Origin of the sequence: Bacillus cereus group sp. BfR-BA-01310 (assembly GCF_022664325.1) — a bacterium.
Classification (GTDB): Bacteria; Bacillota; Bacilli; order Bacillales; family Bacillaceae_G; genus Bacillus_A; species Bacillus_A paramycoides.
Window position 1 is genome coordinate 1 of sequence record NZ_JAKUHD010000045.1, and the last position, 15,845, is coordinate 15,845.

Consider the following 15,845-nt stretch of genomic DNA (forward strand, 5'->3'; position numbering starts at 1 on the left):
TGCGGAGATAGCCTAATAAATTAGAGTTCGATAGAACTCTTTACTTAGGAATCCCCCACTTCTAAACGAAGTGAAAGTGGGGGTAGTTCAAGATAAGGCTAAGTACTATTTCGATGATCTTCCAGAGGATCTTCCAATTGAACAAGCATATGTACATACTGGTATGTTTCTTGGGTGGATAATTGAAAATAATTTATTTAGTAAAGAATTTGAAGAAAAGTATAAAGATGACATTAATAGGTTTAAGCTTAGACAAATCACTGGTACGCAAATCTATATGAAGTGGGGTGGTGTGTTTGCAGACGACATGTTAAATGATGGGGGCAATCAATTTGCAACGTATTACTTTAATACTGATAATCGTTGGAAGTATATGAATGATTATATGGATGTTTTTGTAGATGCCGGCGAAACACTTTATCATGTACAAGATACTTGGGGAAACTATTTTGAATTAAAAGAAGAGATTGATTATAGCTATATGTTTTGGAAAAACAACATACAGAAACTGTAAAAGCTTATTATCGAAAAAAATAAAAAGTACTTTTTAACGTTTTATAAGTGCTTTTAGGCTGATATTAATTATGTAGTTTTATAATTTTTATTTTTAAAATCTAACATCTGTCATAAACTCTGAAAAAAATTCAATACTGTAAGTATTGAACTACCCCCACTTTCACTTCTAAACGAAGTGAAAGCGGGGGTAGTTCAAATATTCACCATTCTTCTCTAACAGGTTCAAGATAAATTGTAATTTGTTAATCGATATGTTTGTGTAACCACTGTTCAAATATCTTTAACTGTTCTTCAGTATGAAAGTAATGTTCACCTGTTTCCATGACTTCTAATTCACAACGATGTTTTTTTGTGAAATAGTTAATAGTTTCAAATTCGCACAGTTCATCCTTGGCTCCATACATAATATATGTATCTGTATTCCATGTATTAATAGGATGTTCTTTTACATAGCATAAATAATCCCAATATAACTTTTGACCAATAGGTGTCTCTATAGTCATTTCTTTTTGCAAAAGCTCTGGTGTTACATTAAACCATTTCATCATATTTTCGATAATTCGTTCCATATTAACTACTGGTGATAAAAATAATGCCTTTTCTAACACATCATTTTGATAGGCTAAAAGGCTAAAATAAGCTCCCATACTACATGCAAACACGCTTACTTCTTTCCAATGTTCTTTTGCGTAATTCATAATTATAGATAATTCACTAACACAAAACTGTACTTTGCAAGGAGTATTATCATTTTTTCTTTCTCCATGCTCAGGTAAATCAAAGCTTAATACTTGATAACCTTTTTGATTGGCTTCTTCAGCTAATATTTGAATAACTGCATCTTCCTTATTTGACATATTTCCATGTACTGCAATAAAAATTTTTTCACTCTTATCTCCCCATAAAACCGTGGGAATATCCCTAATTTTAAAATTATTTTTAAGCATATTTCCTCCATAGAATAAGACATATAGGACTTGGCAAAAAAACGCACATACTTTATAATACTCTACTCAGTTTTAAATAAATCAAACTATTCCTAATTTATCACAAATGAATTATAATATCTCTCTACCTCTGTATAACAGAGTCTACTTTGTATTTAAAATCTTTCTTTTTTTTCATTTCTTTAGAAGCTACAAGTTCTTATTTTGATGCCTTATTGAGCTAATCTACTCCGTTAGTAGAAGAAGGATTTTAAACAATTATATTATTTTTTAAATGACTTTATTGTAAATTAAACAACTTTATTATCTCTGCACATCAATAATATAGTGGAACAAGACCACCGGTTTATTAAAAGGCGAGTTCGTTCTATGTTAGGATTCCGGTCGTTTAAAACAGCAATCTCTATATTGAGTGGTGTTGAAGCCATGCATATGATGAAAAAGGGGCAACTTGTTTTACTGGATAAGTCTGTCCAAAACCAGAAAGAATTTATTCATAAATTGTTTGGCTTAGTTTCATAAGATAGAAATGAAGAGGAAATTGCAACTCTATGTTTCTAACTAAAATTTTCGCATCAGAACCATATGTATCAATTCTCTGTTCTACTGTAAATTTGAAAAAAGCAGCTCGAAATCTCCCACTTCAAACATTTCTTAAAGATGTTAAGTGGTGAGTAGTTCAACGAGTTCCATCTATTTGATCTATATTATAGAAAATAAATAAGTACACCTCCTTATTTGAACAAGTAGGTGTACTTATTTTTTAATTTCTATGCATTTTTACGCTTTAAGAATATCACTCCACCAATAACCACTAACAATGCTCCAACTGCCATTGAAATCCAACTTGTAAGGTTAGTACCTGTTTGCGGTAACCATCCAATTTTAGATTCAATTTCTTTTTTAGGCTGTGGCTGTTCTTTTACTTGCTCTTTCGGTTGCTCTTTCGTTGGTGTTTTATCTTCTGGTTTTTGAGTTGTACCAGGTGTAACTGGTTTCTTTTGATCTTTTACAGTATGCTTGATGATTTCACCATCTGTTTTAATCTCAAATGAGAAAATCTCTTCATTTATAAGATATCCTACAGGTGCAATTGTTTCTTTATACGTATACTTTCCAAATGGTAACTTCTCAAATTTCGCAATACCTGTATCATCTGTTTTTCCTTTTACTACTTCTTTTCCAGCTTCATTATAAATAGTAAATTCTGCACCCGGAAGCTTATTATTGCCGTCTGCTACATCTACTTTTGTGATTTCTAATAGCCCTGTAATCTTTTTATTTTCTACTACATGTTTAATAATTTCCCCGTCTTTTTTAATTTCAAACGAGAACGTTTCTTCACTTACCACATAACCATTTGGTGCAATTGTTTCTTTATACGTATACTTTCCATACGGTAACTTCTCAAATTTCGCGATACCTGTATCATCTGTTTTTCCTTTTACTACTTCTTTTCCAGCTTCATTATAAATAGTAAACTCTGCATTTGGAAGCTTGTTGTTTCCATCAGCTACATCAACTTTTGTAATTTCTAGATTACCTTTGATAAGTTGATTAACTGCTAATAGCTCAATAACTTTCCCATGTTCCTTTATTTCGAACTCAATTGGTTCTGTAACAAGAACATAACCGTTTGGAGAAGCCTTTTCCACAAAAGAATATTTACCATGCGCTAAATCTTTGACACTAACTTCACCATTTTTATCTGTCTTATATTCACCAATGACTTTCCCACTTGTATCTTTTAACTCGAATACTGCACCTTCTAATTTTTTGCTGATATCTTCATTATCTACTTTTAATAATTTTACACTCCCTTTCACTTCTGTGTTTTCCACTGTAAAAGTAAGTGTTTTATTGTGCTCTTTAATTTCAAAAGGATACTTCGTTTTATTTCCAACATATCCATTAGGTGTTTTTGTCTCTAAGAAATAGTATTTACCATACGTAAGACCATCAACTTTAGCAATTCCATTTTCATTTGTTACTACTTTTTTCACTTCTTTTCCATCTTCAGTGAAAACTGTGAATTCAACATTAGGTAAAACCTTTCCTGAATCGCTAAGTTTTTTAATTTCAATGCTACCTTTTACTTTGTTGTTTACTACTTGAATAGCTCCTGTTTCTCCTGTCTTAACTTCAATAGTTTGTGTTTTTTCATCTGAAACATAACCTGTTGGTGCCTTAATTTCTTTTACTGTGTAAGTACCAATTGGTAGATTATTTAATTCTGCAGTACCATCAGCACCAGTAGTGATTTTTCCAACTGATTCATTATTTGCATTAAAGACTTCAAATACTGCATCAGCTAATACTTCTCCATTTTCTCCAACCTTTTTAATTTTTAAAGAACCAGCAGCTTCCCAATTTACTGCAAGGTCACTACTAATCTTCTCTTCATTTCTTTCTAGTAATACTGTAGCATTCTGAACAGTATCAGTACCGCGATAAGCGATTGCTTGCACTTTAGTCAAATTAGCAGCAACACTTAAATTAAATTCACCTGTTTTTGTATTTTTAGGAATTTGAATACGGAATTTTTCTCCAACCGCAAGCTGATCTTTCACCTCGCCATTTTCACTAATAATTCTAACGCCATTAGGAGCATCTTTTGTTACAACCTTATAAGAACCACCTTTAGCGTTTGTTTGTACTGTATATAAGTTTGTTTCAAAAAATTCTCCCTTTAATTCCGCCTTTTGTTTTTCAGCCGGAATGATATTCATAAAGATATCTTGTGTGTCTTCACTTTTGTTAGCAGCATTTATAATAGTTTTAGCTGCCTTCTCAACATTTTTATTTGTATGTTTTAACTCATTTACATCAAGTTGACCTAAAGCATTCCAAACGGCTAGTTGCGTTGCATAATGAGCCTCATTTGTATTTGCAACCCCTAATTGTTCTACACTCTTTTGCGGGAAACCATTTAATAATACCCGATATACCATATTATCTGTTTTCCCCATTTCAGGTAGATCTTCTCCACTAGGTGATTTTAATCCTAGAGCTAAGCAATATGCAATCTTACCACTTGAATTTTTAATTATTTCAGTTTTAATATACTTTCCTAGTTGATTACTATAACTCCAGTCCAGCGAATACTTTTCATGAGTCATAACTTCTGCACTAGCCCTTGGTAAAAACACATTAAGGAATAATGCCAGTACTGATAATAATGTAAAAACTCTTATAATAACTCTTTTCCCCAATTTTGAAACCTCCCTAAAATAAATTAATCCGAGTTTTTATCGAGATATTTAAATCATTCACGATCAACCCGATTATCATTATAAAACAAAAAATTACAAATATTAAACACTCTTGTCGAAATTGTCAAATAACTTACACATTTCAATATTTTTCAGGCTTTTAAACATATTAACTATATACAAATTCCTAAAAAAGGCCTTAATTAAAAAAACTAATATGTATGTTAAGTATGTAAATACCCCGCTCTTTTTGCACAAGTTATTAAACTTTTATGATAATTAAGTTCACTTTTTTCATTTTGGGGTATAATTATTAGTTAGCTTGATGGCGATGTGGTGCTATCCCATCGCTATCAAGCTAAGAAAAGTAAATACCCCAAACGAATTTTTTCGTTTAGGGTATACTTCCAAATATTAAGTTGATGGGCATGTATGGTGCCCCCTGATATGAGAATCTAAAGTATTTGAATAAGAAACTTTACTCCGTTCGTTATAGTTGTTTACATCATAATATAATTATATATCTCTTATTAAAAATAATTCTATCTTAAGAGCTGAAAATGGCTATTAAAAAATATGGTTGCTAATTTTATTTCGATCTTCCTTGCACCCAAGCAGCAATATCATTTATAACATACTCAGGGATATTAGAAGGACTATAATATTCATCTGGTTTACTTAATTCACCATCTCCTTCTGTAAAGAAGTGATTTAACTTTGGATATAGTCGATAATCAACGTTATCTCGCTCTTTTAATTGTTCTTTCCAAAGAGGAATTTCGATTTTTGATTGAACTTGATAGTCTCTTTCTCCTTGAATAATAAGCAGCGGTGTTTTTTGTTCTTTTGACATTTCTGCTGCCTTAATTTTACGGATAGAATCCCAAAATAATGGTGATCCTAAATAAAAATCCTTTGGAGGATTCTGACTAGAGAAATTGGGATCATTTAATAATTCAAATTGTGATTTGTAAAATTTATATTCCTCCGGTTTCATTGCCCCAATAGAAAAAAGATACTCAAATTGATCTAAAACAACATCTTGGATCGTACGGGCTGGTCCTCCCATCACAATTGCACCAGCAATATTTTGATTTTGGTCTTTTTCGATCATTTTCGGAAGCATCATTCCACCTTGACTATGACCAAGAATATAAATTTGATTTTTATTTATCATAGGTTCATTTTGAAGAAAATGAGTCGCAAGAAGAGCATCATCTGTTGTCTCTTTATCAACTGTATAAAAAGGACTAAATTGTGTTTTCAATCCATGTTCATAAGTTCGTTTATTATAGCGAAGGACAGCAATTCCTTTCGAGGCAAGACCTTCAGCTAAATCGCGAAATGGTTTTAAGGCAAATGCTGTTTCATCCTGATCAGTTGCTCCAGATCCTTGAACAAGAATAACCGCTGGGAAAGGACCCTTTCCCTTCGGAACAGACAATGTTCCTGGTAATGGAAACGCACCACTTCCAACTACTACTTCTTTATCAACAAATGATTCAGGCTTACTATATGATGGACGCTCTGAAACAGGACTAAACGACATGCTAAGTTGAAAATCATCTATTTTTCCAGATGGATCTAGTTTAATTAGTAAAGGTACAGTAGATTGTTCAAAAACTAATTTAATCTCTACATTTGTATGAACGGAATTTGTCTCTTTTTGTGTTACCTCTCCAATTCCCATAAAAGAACCTGCTTGTAATTGCGCAGGGAGTCCCTTCCAATAGCTCTTAAGCCATTTTTCGGATATTATTTTCTGTAATGATCGTGAGGTTAAATCAAATGCAGATTTATAATCCTCACTATTCATATAGCGGATAAATGAAAGGGTAGTAGATATAATAGGATTTTCATCATCAGTATTGTCTATTTTTTTTATATTTGTGTTTGTTTCCTTTAATGTCGAAATAAATTGGTAATTGAACGGATTATTATATGTATCGTGATATAAACTTGTTTTCAATACATCCGTATTCCGTCCCCCATACAAACTTGAAGAACTCGTGAAATTTTTAGGTGAAATTACTTCCTCCGCAAATGAAACTGAAGGAATAGTTATCGCACAAATTGCACTGACAAGTAATAACTTATTCCCTATTCTTTTTTTCGTGCTCATTTTTATTGATTCTCCTTTCAAAATTAAAATTTTTTAATACAGCATGCCAAGTACTATAAGGAAAATAAAAATTATAAAAGAAATTATTAATCTACTTTACGATCCCCCCTAACAGGTTAAAAGGCTATTATAAACAAACTTCAATAAAAGATGCCTTCTCCCTCTTTTTTTATGACTGGATTTTTTGAGTGGATGTGACCCCTAATAAACATTACAGTTTTGTAATATTAATGTCACTATAATCAATTTTTTCACTATAAAGAATTTACTATAATTCCCATATACAAAGATAAGGAGAGAGTTATATGAAAAAACATTAGTTATATTTATATTATTTGCACTGTTTTCTAGTTTTGCTATAGGATGCGAGAGATCTAGAATGGGAACAAAACAATATTATGTACAAATAACAAATAAGAGTAAGGTAAAAGGTAACCAGCGTTTCTATACTGTATCTACTTATAATGAAGATGAAGTAAAAAAACAGTTACATTTGGAATGTGTAAAACCAATAGACACACCCCTTAAAGAGAATGCCTTTATACGCCTTTACGTCAGACACAAAGATAACAGTAATGTAGAAATAAACCATTAAGAAGTAACTTCCTATATTGTAGCTTTGGAATAAAGTTGAATCAAAAATACCTCGCAATCCCAAGTTTTACGATAAATAAAAAGAATCCATTTTGAAAAAGATTGATCAAAATGGATTCCTCTTTAGCAGATTTTTGTTTCGGCTTTATAAAAAAGTTTGATCATTTTCTGCCTGTATTGCTCCATAATCGCGCCCGATTGTTCTCTAAAAAGTGAATAGTTTCTCTTAAACTTTCTTAATATACTCATACACTTCTTTAGGTTTTATATTAAGCAGGTGAGCAATTTCCGTTATTTTTTTTCCTTCTTTCTTCATCTTTTTTACTTTTGTCTCCAGTATTTGCTCGTATTCTTCTGCAATATCAAATAATGGACTCAATAAAGAGTGCCATATTTCAAAATCAGCAAATTTATTTTTTTCCAAAAACTTATTTAGCAATGTTTTTAATTCTCTATTTTGTATAATTCTTTTTCCTTCTAAAACTTGTTTCTCAGTAAGGAAATTACTTATATCTTTTATAAAATTGATAAATGAGTCCATAGAATCTGCAAGGAAACCGCCAACACCCCAACTGTCCATTCCATGCATTAATGAAGATATAGGGTATCCATCCTCATTTAAATCAATTATAATTGGATCTCCACACATAGTTTCATATGCAATAACAATCCAATTTGCATCCCAAGTATCTTCCTCATCGGTTACAAGGGAGTTTCCATCGGTGTCAATGCTATATCCTACTTGAAATTCATCTAATTGTTCAAAAGAAAATATATCAAAATTTACATATTCTCTAATTTTTTCATGTTCTAAGTTAATAAGTTCTAAATTCCTCTTAATTTCTACTTTTTGATGATAAGAATTAAATTTTATCATTGCCATTTTTACTACATCCCTATTCAAACTTTATTTTTATTCTTTTTTTATCTGTTTTTTTACTAAAAACCTAAGACAAGAATATTAATAATAGATATTGTTATTTTTTCTTTGCCTCATATAAAGATTCTGTAAAACAGGATCTAAACAAACTTTAGAACATCGCAACATTCTTTAAAACATCGTGACTTTATTTCAAATCGATATTTATTTGATATGCCTACCTTTATGATATCTATAAAAGATAATAAAAAACTACATGGAAAGATCAGCCTTTGTATAAATATATACTTTAAGTTGATGGATGTGTGGCGAGACCCCTATAAAAGCTATGACAAAATTTATCCTGTTTTCCTTTTTGCTTACTTGCTAAATTCAGCAAGTAAAATATTTTTAAAAGGATCAGGACTGTTAGCTCTATCCGTACTGTTAAAATTGATGGTCAACGTATGCTTGCCCCCAAGTGTACCTCCAACAAGAGTACCTCCAACAAGAGTAACAAACCCTGGAAGTCCCCATATCGAGACGTCGTTTGGAAGCTTAGTTTCATAGATTCCAAGCCCATATCCGCTGATTTCATCATATCCTGTAGGAACTGTAGTAAGTATTTGTTTTAGTAGCTGTTCCTTCAGTAATTTGCCACCGAGCAAGGAAGAAAAGAATTTGTTTAAGTCGTCAGCAGTAGAAATCATCTCTCCAGCTGAGCTAGCTATACTTGAGTTATAATAAGTAACGTCTTTTAGCTCACTTGCTCCGTCTGGTTGGACATATCCACGGGCATGCTTGGTGCCTGGAATAACGCTTGAATTGCCAGGCAGGAATGTATTCGACAACTCAAGCGGTTCAATAATCCGATTTTCAATCTCTTCCGCATAGCTGTTTCCGGTTACTTTTTCAATAAGGATACCCAGTAATACGTATCCTGTGTTTGAATAAGACCAGCCCTGGTCTTTTTTATTGTCCTTGTTTTTAGGGCGCACCACATCACTATCAAGCTAAGAAAAGCAAATACCCCAAAACAAAAAAATAAGCTTTTTTGTTACAAGTTAGTACAAAATTTCGTTCTGGGGGTACTATAAAATTTTAGCTTGATGACGATGTGGCGGGACCCCAACATAAAATTAAATGTAGACTATTTCTGTGGTGTTTTATTTTTTATTAATTATTACGGTACGTGAAATTATAATGTTAAACCTAAAAAAGCCCCTTGAAAGGAGCCTCTTATTTTACAAGGTATTGTTCTATTTCTTTTATTAATAATTCTGCACCTTCTGGACTTAATGCGATCTTACCATTTGCTAATGATATGTTACGATTTGATACTTCTCCTGTTAATGCACAAACACCACCAGGCTGATACTTCTGTAAAACAATGTCTTCACCTTCTACAAAGATCTCTAATGGCGATTTTTCTCTAATACCAAGCGTATTTCTAAGTTCCTTTGGAATTACTACACGCCCTAATTCATCTACTTTTCTAGTCACTCCAGTTGCTTTCATCTAGCATCTTTCCCCATTTCATTTATCAATTTGTACCCAAATTATTCTTTACTATTGTAACAGGCTTTCACCATACACGAGAAACATAATGATCCAAAAACTAACGATCATAACAAGAATTTCTTTAAGGGGTACAGACAATGCCCATCAACCTAAAGAATCAAAATCCCCCCATAACGAAAATATTACGATTGAAGGCAACAAAATGAAATTACCTAAACTTGCCCTTGTTCGCTTTGCCAAAAGTCTTGAAGTAGAAAGGCGTATTGTGAACTACCCGCCACTTAGTAGCTCTTACGAGCTTACTTGAAGTGGGGGCTTCTCGGTTAGTCGTTACTTTTGATAGCTAACGAATTAGTCCTAAGACAACCGAGCTAACTCCCTTGTTCCAAAGGTTATTTTACTATCATTTATGCCAACGCTAATAAGCGTATTGCTTCATTTTTGATATTGATAGCTGAGTTATAATCTCTATCGAGATTTACACCACATATACAAGAATATATTCGTTCAGACAATGATATATCTTTCACAATTCCACAATTGCTACATGTTTTTGTGGAAGGAAACCATTTGTCTATTTTCACAAGTTGTTTGCCTTGTTCTTGTAGTTTATACGCTAAAAAAGAAGTGAACATACCCCAACCATTGTCAGCGACACTTTTTCCAAAATGAAGTGATTGCGACATTCCTTTCATGTTTAGGTCTTCAATAGCTATAACGTCAAAATTAGTAGCTAACTCTTTAGACTTATGATGGAGAAAATTCTTACGTTGGTTCGCTACTTTTTCATGTAATTTCGCTACACGAATACGTTGTTTGTTCCAACGTTCTGAGCCTTTAGCACGTCTTGCTAATACTCGTTGTGCCTTTGCTAATTGGTCTAACATGTTACGATAAAACTTAGGATAATTGGCTTTCTCATCCTCAGAACTAACGTATAATCCATCCATCGCAAAGTCTAATCCCACAACTGTTTCTACTTCTTTTTGTACAATCTCTATTTCGTATTCAGTCAAGATGGACACATAGTATTTACCAGTAGGTGTCATAGAAATTGAACATGATTTGATAATATGGTCTTGTGGTATTTCTCTATGTTGTTTAATACGTACCATTTTCAGTTTTGGTAATTTGATATGACCATTAAGCAACATAATATTTCCATTTACTACATTCGTTGTATAAGACTTTCTGTCTTTTTTGCTTTTGAATGTTGGGAAGTCATTTTGACCACTAAAGAAATTCTTATAGGCAGTTTGCAAGTTTAGTTGAGCATTTGCCAAAGCTAACGAATCAACTTCTTTCAACCATTCAAATTCTGCTTTGTATTTTGCTGGGGTTGGAAGCTTTTGTTTCTTTAGTTGTTCCTTATCATCTTTGTATTTCTCATATACTTCTTTACGTTCAGCCAACATTCTGTTATACACGAAGCGTACACAACCGAAGGTTTTACGCATAAGATAAGCTTGTTCTTCTGTTGGATACAAACGGAATTTATATGCCTTATTATGCTTTGTCATACCATTTCACCTCACTTTTCACCTTGATTTTCAATATACTTCTTTACTACGTCTATTGGTGAACCACCAGTAGTTAGTAAGCAAAAACTTCTTGACCAAAACATCTCTTTCCAAAGTTTCTTTTTCACTTGTGGAAAGTCTCTCTTAATGAGTCGAGAACTTGCACTTTTATAAGCATTAATGAATTTTGTCATTTCTGTATTAGGATGTGCTTTGAACAAGATATGTACATGGTCAACATCATGATTCCATTCTACCAATGTTATATTGTAGTTCTCAGACAATCGTACAAACATGTCTTTTGCATAGTCTGACATATCATCATCAAATACATTTCTTCTGTATTTTACGACCAATACAAGATGATAATACAACAAGAATACTGAATGATTATTACTGTCTAATTTCATTGATATAACAACCTTTATATATTATAAGACTGATTATATCATGGAGAAAATAAAAAGCACAGTTAAGTTCTTTTTGGCTACGCCAAACCGAAATTCATCTCCCACCTATCGTTGGGCTATCGCCCTGCACACGCTTGAGGAAGGAGAATTCTTTCGGAAAATCCGTTAAAAGTGTATGCTGACGCTCCAATTAGATGAGTATGATATATTTGAAAATGCGCCAATATACTTGTTGACCAAATAAAAAAGCGCCCTGTAAACAGGGCGCTTCGGACATATATTAGGTTTTAATTAATGACTAATATTAGCATTTGGATGTAATGTTGTTCCTCCAATTGAAACTTTAATTTCATTTGTTAATGGAACATTTTGTTCATTAATAATGGTTCTCCACCATTCCCATGCAAGACCTGTACATTCTCTTGCTACGACTTTTACATTTTTTGAATTCGGTGGAAGTGGTATGACTGTATTGAAATGAGCAGTTCTGTCTCTGCCGTTTCCTTCCCAAGTTTTATGGGTTAGCACTTCTTTTCCATTTTGATCATATGAGAATTCATCCCAAGATACATCAAATTGAGCAACATATGCACCGTAATGATCAAGCGTCATTTTAGCACTAGAATACTCTGTAGTTGTAGTCTCAATATAATCCGTATTGTTATGAACAGCAGCAGTTGCGTTATCTTTTAAGAAAGTGCTTGTATATGAAATTGGGTATGCTGGATTCTTAGGACTTAATTCTGCATTATCTTTAATGATATTTCGGATTTCATTAAAATCTTTTGTAACAACCTTGTTATGCTCTTTTGCATCTCCGCCTAATACTACAGCGGTAAAGGTACTGTCTTCAAAAATATCTTTGTACTGTCCACTCGCTTCAACGCCTTGCCCCTTAATTAAGGCTTTAAAGGCAGTTTGTACATCTTTGCTCTTAGATGATGTTTCTAATTTCACATAAACTGTTCTACCATAAGCTACATTTGATACCATAACAGGCGGAGCCGCATTACTTACCCCTTTACGAGTTAGCTCATCAAAAGTAACGCTATTATCAAAAAGATCTGATGGATTGTTAGGTAGTTCTGCACTTACGGTATAAAAGATTTGCTTATATGCCGCCACCATCACTTTTTTCTCTCCATTTGCAACCGCATTAAAATCAATATTCAGTGAATTATCAAGATATTTAGCGTTAACATTTAGAGCACTTGCTATTTGAGATTTACTATACACCATAGATTCTGTATACTGCATTCTTGCAGGTAACGTATGTGTTTTTGAATACTTTTCATTCCAAGTAGATACTAATTCATCTACTGCTCCAGACACATTACCATATGTAGGATTTTGGACAGTAATTGTATTGTCTTTTCTCATGCCAGGTAAGTCTATACTAATATTCAAAGGCTTTCTCTTAGCTACTAACAAACTAGGTTGATTATCTGCAAAAGCTTTATTTGCAAGTTGTACTGCTCCTGGATAAGTACGATTAGCCACAGAATCAATAATTGAAATATCCACTGGTGAAGTTGTAAGTGATTTTTTCTCGCGTTCAACTACTACAAATTTACCATTTGAATTTGTACTTTCTTTCGGAACAAAACTCTCTACTTTATCACCATTTACTGCTAAAACCTCTTGATTATTATACTTTAGATTTGCTATACCAGTGTCAATGTTAATAGCTTTTTTTGTTGCATCAGCTGAATTACTTGTATGTGTTTCAGCGAAAGAAATAGAAGAATAATTAAAAGTGCATAAGCCAATTGATAAACATGCTAGTAATTTTATTCCTTTGTTATTTTTCTTAATTTTCAAAAAAATCAACTCATTCCTTTTTCGATATGATATTTTAAATGATTGCCAAATAATAAACTTACATAAATACTTTTAAAAGTTCTTGAACGAATGGAATTACTCCACCTACAAATTTCAAAACTGCCATTGCGATTTCCATATTATTTCCTCCTCTTTTCGTATTAAGATGTGGTAAATTTTAATACTTTCATTATAGTAATTACTCATATTTATAGCAATATATTTTATATGCAATATTGCATATAAGAATGTAGCAAGGGTTCTGGTGCAAAAATCCCAAGACTCTTGCAAATAATCTCCTAATCTTGGACATACTGATACTAGTACTCTAAAAAAGGATGTGATTGGTATGGAAAAGCAAAATCTATTCAAGTGGAAACATTATCAACCGGATATTATTTTATTAACCGTGAGATGGTACCTACGGTACAACCTCAGTTTTCGTGATTTAGTCGAAATGATGGAAGAACGTGGGCTATCCCTTGCTCATACAACAATCATGCGATGGGTAATTAGATAAGCGCGTACGACGTCATCTTAAATCAACCACTGATTCTTAGCGAGCCGATGAGACGTATGTGAAAGTCAAAGGTCAATGGATGTACCTATATCGTGCTGTTGATTCAAAAGGAAATACAATTGATTTTCATTTAAGCAAAACAAGAGATCATAGGGCTGCAAAGCGTTTTTTCAAGGAAGCTTTGCAGCCTTTTCATGTTTCAAAGCCCCGTGTGATTACAGTAAACGAAAATCCGGCCTATCCTATAGCGATTGAAGAGTTGAAGAAAGAGAAAAAGATGCCTGTAGGCATCCAAATAAGGCAGATAAAATACCTTAATAACATTGTAGAGCAAGATCATCGTTTTATTAAAAAGAGAGTTCGTTCAATGTTAGGATTGAAATCTTTTCATATAGCTAAATCTATTCTTTCAGGATTAGAAGCGATGCATATCATTAAAAAAGGCCAACTTATTTTACGGGACAAGTGTGTCCAAAATGAAATGAAGTTTATTCATCAACTATTCGGAATGGCTGCATAAAAATAGATTCCATTAGGAGTCTATATACCTCTTTCAAATAGATGCAATCTTTGCACCAGAACGATTTAAGAGCGAAGGATGTACATAACAGCGCAGATAAGGTTGAGGAAACATACAAGTATATAACTCTAGCTAAATGAGGGAAGCCCTGCAGGGGATGCAGGGCAGTACTAAGATCATCGAGTTGTTGAGTTTATAAGAATTTCTTGGACTGCAATAAGTTTAACATATAATTTTAAACAACTTTATATAAGGATGTTGCGAATTTGTGAACAAAGACAAGTTTTTTTGTCATAATATTCAGAAATCTAATGGTATCCCCACCTAGCAAATGAGTTCCTGGATATTCCGATGCTCGAAAGCATCAAGAAAGGGGACTTGAGATGCTTCCATGTCTCGAACCAACAAATTGTAATGATTTAGAAGGAAACAAGTACTTATGTAGATTTGAACATTATGAAGTGGATAGTCATTTTGAAGGTGAACCGCTAGAATGGAAGGTTCACATCATCGAATTAATGCCAATTATCCCTATCTATAAATGCTGGGGAAAAGGAATCAAAACAAAATAAAAAACCGCCCTACCTCTAGGACGGTTTGGAGAAAACACATTTAAAACGCTAACCACATTATACCAGGTTCTGGTGCAAAAATCCCAAGACTCTCCATGAAATTGCTAATTGAAGAAAATTGAAAAAAGCCGTATTTAGATTGATGCGTCTTTTTGCGATGTCTCTTTTGTGAAATCATATAAAGCAAATGCACCTAAAATAACAAGTATGTTTTCAGGAACATCCAACAAAACAGCTTTCCAAGTTTCTGGTATTACCCATTTAATACCTGCTGCTGTTTCAAGATATGTTTGAAAATAACCGATTGTAAAATCAATTACAGATAAACATACAAATAATATTAGACAAACTCGAATTAATTTTTCATTTTTAAACATGTAACACCTCTCAAAATTCATTGAATGTTCCTACTTTTGGTTTGTTATATTTTTACATCCTTATATCTGATTTTAACACATAAAAACCAAGATAAATACAATATGCATATTTACATATTGTATTGTTAAGAAATTACTGCAATTAAAAAGATATTATCTCCTTCAATATCTTCGCATTGAACTACCCCCACTTTCACTTCGTTTAGAAGTGGGGGATTCCTAAGTAAAGAGTTCTATCGAACCCTAATTTATTAGGCTATCTCCGCAGTCCTTGCGGTTAGAAGCCTTATCGCTTCATTCTTTAGATTGATACTTGCGTTAATATCTCTATCAT

General features: G+C 32.8%; 12 protein-coding genes and 5 pseudogenes. 6 read left to right on the forward strand and 11 right to left on the reverse strand.

The genetic code is table 11. From position 1 onward, the window contains the following. Positions 1-76 precede the first annotated feature (76 nt). A complete protein-coding gene (locus MR109_RS28485; protein ID WP_374202593.1) occupies positions 77-514 on the forward strand; it encodes a DUF7832 domain-containing protein in 438 nt (145 codons plus the stop codon). 244 nt (positions 515-758) lie between these two features. Here MR109_RS28485 and MR109_RS28490 read toward each other — a convergent pair whose 3' ends face one another. Further along, positions 759-1,463 (reverse strand): alpha/beta hydrolase, encoded by a 705-nt coding sequence (locus MR109_RS28490; protein ID WP_242274726.1) that lies wholly within the window; start codon positions 1,461-1,463, stop codon positions 759-761. A 312-nt stretch (positions 1,464-1,775) separates the two neighbouring features. Here MR109_RS28490 and MR109_RS28495 point away from each other — a divergent pair. Continuing rightward, positions 1,776-1,985: pseudogene (locus MR109_RS28495) on the forward strand (DDE-type integrase/transposase/recombinase); the annotation flags it as partial. 248 nt (positions 1,986-2,233) lie between these two features. Here the strand turns inward: MR109_RS28495 and MR109_RS28500 are convergent. Together MR109_RS28500 and MR109_RS28505 are read right to left on the reverse strand one after the other, a co-directional pair. Then, on the reverse strand, positions 2,234-4,675 hold the full coding sequence (locus MR109_RS28500) for a SpaA isopeptide-forming pilin-related protein (protein ID WP_242274727.1): 2,442 nt from the start codon (positions 4,673-4,675) through the stop codon (positions 2,234-2,236). A 589-nt stretch (positions 4,676-5,264) separates the two neighbouring features. After that, the gene (locus MR109_RS28505; RefSeq protein WP_242274728.1) at positions 5,265-6,797 is read right to left on the reverse strand and encodes an alpha/beta hydrolase; all 1,533 of its coding nucleotides are present in this window, start codon (positions 6,795-6,797) and stop codon (positions 5,265-5,267) included. A gap of 379 nt (positions 6,798-7,176) precedes the next feature. On the opposite strand from MR109_RS28505, the gene MR109_RS28510 reads away from it, so the two are divergent. Continuing rightward, a complete protein-coding gene (locus MR109_RS28510) occupies positions 7,177-7,392 on the forward strand; it encodes a DUF1093 domain-containing protein (RefSeq protein WP_374202594.1) in 216 nt (71 codons plus the stop codon). Between the two features lie 225 nt (positions 7,393-7,617). On the opposite strand, the gene MR109_RS28515 is transcribed toward MR109_RS28510, so the two are convergent. The 3 genes and pseudogenes from MR109_RS28515 to MR109_RS28525 all read right to left on the reverse strand — a co-directional run bounded on the left by MR109_RS28515 (position 7,618) and on the right by MR109_RS28525 (position 9,768). After that, positions 7,618-8,274 carry an SMI1/KNR4 family protein gene (locus tag MR109_RS28515; protein ID WP_242274729.1) on the reverse strand — a complete coding sequence of 219 codons (657 nt, stop codon included), beginning with the start codon at positions 8,272-8,274 and terminating at the stop codon, positions 7,618-7,620. A gap of 356 nt (positions 8,275-8,630) precedes the next feature. Continuing rightward, positions 8,631-9,215, reverse strand: a pseudogene (locus MR109_RS28520) (serine hydrolase domain-containing protein); the annotation flags it as partial. A 274-nt stretch (positions 9,216-9,489) separates the two neighbouring features. Beyond that, positions 9,490-9,768 carry an AbrB/MazE/SpoVT family DNA-binding domain-containing protein gene (locus tag MR109_RS28525; RefSeq protein ID WP_025151255.1) on the reverse strand — a complete coding sequence of 93 codons (279 nt, stop codon included), beginning with the start codon at positions 9,766-9,768 and terminating at the stop codon, positions 9,490-9,492. Between the two features lie 175 nt (positions 9,769-9,943). On the opposite strand from MR109_RS28525, the pseudogene MR109_RS28530 reads away from it, so the two are divergent. Beyond that, a pseudogene (locus MR109_RS28530) lies at positions 9,944-10,042 on the forward strand (RNA-guided endonuclease TnpB family protein); the annotation flags it as partial. A gap of 136 nt (positions 10,043-10,178) precedes the next feature. Here the strand turns inward: MR109_RS28530 and MR109_RS28535 are convergent. From MR109_RS28535 to MR109_RS30340, 4 genes and pseudogenes are all read right to left on the reverse strand, one after another. Continuing rightward, the gene (locus MR109_RS28535) at positions 10,179-11,291 is read right to left on the reverse strand and encodes a transposase (RefSeq protein ID WP_242274730.1); all 1,113 of its coding nucleotides are present in this window, start codon (positions 11,289-11,291) and stop codon (positions 10,179-10,181) included. An 11-nt stretch (positions 11,292-11,302) separates the two neighbouring features. Further along, a complete protein-coding gene (gene tnpA / locus MR109_RS28540) occupies positions 11,303-11,701 on the reverse strand; it encodes an IS200/IS605 family transposase (RefSeq protein WP_002169923.1) in 399 nt (132 codons plus the stop codon). A gap of 291 nt (positions 11,702-11,992) precedes the next feature. After that, the gene (locus tag MR109_RS28545; protein ID WP_242274731.1) at positions 11,993-13,531 is read right to left on the reverse strand and encodes a thiol-activated cytolysin family protein; all 1,539 of its coding nucleotides are present in this window, start codon (positions 13,529-13,531) and stop codon (positions 11,993-11,995) included. Positions 13,532-13,580: 49 nt separating this feature from the next. Then, positions 13,581-13,764 (reverse strand): annotated as a pseudogene (locus tag MR109_RS30340) (hypothetical protein). A gap of 107 nt (positions 13,765-13,871) precedes the next feature. On the opposite strand from MR109_RS30340, the pseudogene MR109_RS28550 reads away from it, so the two are divergent. Both MR109_RS28550 and MR109_RS28555 read left to right on the forward strand, forming a co-directional pair. Further along, a pseudogene (locus MR109_RS28550) lies at positions 13,872-14,562 on the forward strand (IS6 family transposase). Positions 14,563-14,945: 383 nt separating this feature from the next. Next, positions 14,946-15,134, forward strand: coding sequence for a hypothetical protein (locus MR109_RS28555; RefSeq protein WP_242274732.1), 189 nt, complete (start codon positions 14,946-14,948; stop codon positions 15,132-15,134). A 134-nt stretch (positions 15,135-15,268) separates the two neighbouring features. On the opposite strand, the gene MR109_RS28560 is transcribed toward MR109_RS28555, so the two are convergent. Next, positions 15,269-15,532: a DUF3937 family protein gene (locus MR109_RS28560; protein WP_242274733.1), complete on the reverse strand. Its 264-nt coding sequence runs from the start codon at positions 15,530-15,532 to the stop codon at positions 15,269-15,271. Between the last annotated feature and the right edge of the window lie 313 nt (positions 15,533-15,845).

Bases quoted from the DNA above. Each gene is read 5' to 3' on its own strand.
- MR109_RS28555 (WP_242274732.1), top strand. From the start codon at position 14,946: ATGCTTCCATGTCTCGAACCAACAAATTGTAATGATTTAGAAGGAAAC.
- MR109_RS28510 (WP_374202594.1), top strand. From the start codon at position 7,177: ATGGGAACAAAACAATATTATGTACAAATAACAAATAAGAGTAAGGTA.
- MR109_RS28515 (WP_242274729.1), bottom strand. From the start codon at position 8,274: ATGGCAATGATAAAATTTAATTCTTATCATCAAAAAGTAGAAATTAAG.
- MR109_RS28525 (WP_025151255.1), bottom strand. From the start codon at position 9,768: ATGAAAGCAACTGGAGTGACTAGAAAAGTAGATGAATTAGGGCGTGTA.
- MR109_RS28505 (WP_242274728.1), bottom strand. From the start codon at position 6,797: ATGAGCACGAAAAAAAGAATAGGGAATAAGTTATTACTTGTCAGTGCA.
- MR109_RS28560 (WP_242274733.1), bottom strand. From the start codon at position 15,532: ATGAATTTTGAGAGGTGTTACATGTTTAAAAATGAAAAATTAATTCGA.
- MR109_RS28535 (WP_242274730.1), bottom strand. From the start codon at position 11,291: ATGACAAAGCATAATAAGGCATATAAATTCCGTTTGTATCCAACAGAA.
- MR109_RS28490 (WP_242274726.1), bottom strand. From the start codon at position 1,463: ATGCTTAAAAATAATTTTAAAATTAGGGATATTCCCACGGTTTTATGG.
- tnpA (WP_002169923.1), bottom strand. From the start codon at position 11,701: ATGAAATTAGACAGTAATAATCATTCAGTATTCTTGTTGTATTATCAT.